This is a genomic window from Salipiger sp. HF18, assembly GCF_011806505.1.
Lineage (GTDB): Bacteria > Pseudomonadota > Alphaproteobacteria > Rhodobacterales > Rhodobacteraceae > Salipiger > Salipiger thiooxidans.
Genome location: NZ_JAATOS010000799.1, coordinates 1 through 1168, shown reverse-complemented (window position 1 = coordinate 1168; position 1168 = coordinate 1). Strand labels below are relative to the sequence as shown.

Genomic DNA, 1168 nt, shown 5'->3' with positions numbered 1-1168 from the left:
CGAGATAGGTGCGCAGAAGCGGCGGGATCAGCTTCATCGCGGCGCGCGCATCGGCGCCTTCGGAGGGGAATCGCACCCGTTCGGGCGCCTTCTCGCCGACCCGCCAGCGTTCGGGCGCTATGTGGCGGGCGCGCAGATGTGCGAAGGCGGCGGCATATGGCGCGGGATCGGTGCCCTTGAAGCTGGCGCAGCCGAACATCAGCCCCGCGCCGCCCCCGTCCACCAGCCCCGCGATCGCGCCCCAGGCGAGGCGCAGCACGTCCGGATCGGTGAGCCCGGGCCGGATGCAGAAGCGCCCGAGCTCGAGCATCGGCTCGGCAAAGGTCTCGAGCCGGGACAGGTCGTAATACTGAGCGGAATAGCTCTCACCGATGCCGCGGCCGTCATCGAGCCAGAGGAAACGGAAGCAGGCCACCAGCCGCCCCTGCGAATCGTCTTCGATCAGCACGTGGCGGCAGCGCCGGTCGAGCGCGTCGACATCGGCCGTCCCGCCCGTGCCGAAGAAGGCCAGCCCGCGCAACGCCTGCGCCGCCGCGAGATCGCCACCGCCTGCGGCGAGGCGGACGCGGTAGCGCCCGCGCCGCAACAGCGTGCCGTCCTTCTCCCCCGCGGCACCGATGCTCTGACGGGGGATCATCGCGGCGCCCTACTGGTCCGTGAACTGGCTGAGGCTGATGCCGCCGATGTTGCCGAACAGCCTGCGGATGAAGCTGAGCTCACCGTCGGAGGTGCGGGTGATGCGCCGGGTCAGCGGCACCACGTTGCCATCCTCGAGCCCGTAGCGGGTGATATTGTCGACCACACCCGCGTTGTCGAAGGTGATTGCGAGAATCTCGCGGTCCACCACCTCGGGGGCCCGCCACGCGAAGCTGCGCATCTGGGTCTCGATGTAGTAGAAGCCGCTCTCGTTGAGCACGCCAGAGGCGCTGGGAACCCCGATCACGTCCTCGACGGTGGAGCGGGTGTCGATGCCGGGGACGATCTGCTGGAGATCCTCTTCCGAAGGCGCGTAGCCGTGCAGGTCGTACTGCGCCGAGCAGGCGCTCAGCCCAAGTGCGAGGGCCGCTGCCACCAACGCATGTCTTCCGGATATCGCCATTGGCTGCGTTCCTGCCTCTTGTCTTGTCCCTTGCGGGTTTCTATCCCCGATTACATAACCAAGCCAAGC

Annotated in this window: 2 protein-coding genes; both read right to left on the bottom strand. The window is 68.2% G+C overall.

The features are described 5' to 3' along the window. A partial coding sequence (locus HC022_RS27060) for a GNAT family N-acetyltransferase (protein WP_167454435.1) occupies window positions 1-637 on the bottom strand: 637 nt, incomplete at its 3' end. A 9-nt stretch (window positions 638-646) separates the two neighbouring features. Next, on the bottom strand, window positions 647-1099 hold the full coding sequence (locus tag HC022_RS27055) for an outer membrane protein assembly factor BamE (protein WP_008884053.1): 453 nt from the start codon (window positions 1097-1099) through the stop codon (window positions 647-649). Window positions 1100-1168: the final 69 nt, after the last annotated feature.

Excerpts from the sequence above, each read along its gene's own strand:
- HC022_RS27055 (WP_008884053.1), bottom strand. The coding sequence starts at position 1,099 with ATGGCGATATCCGGAAGACATGCGTTGGTGGCAGCGGCCCTCGCACTT.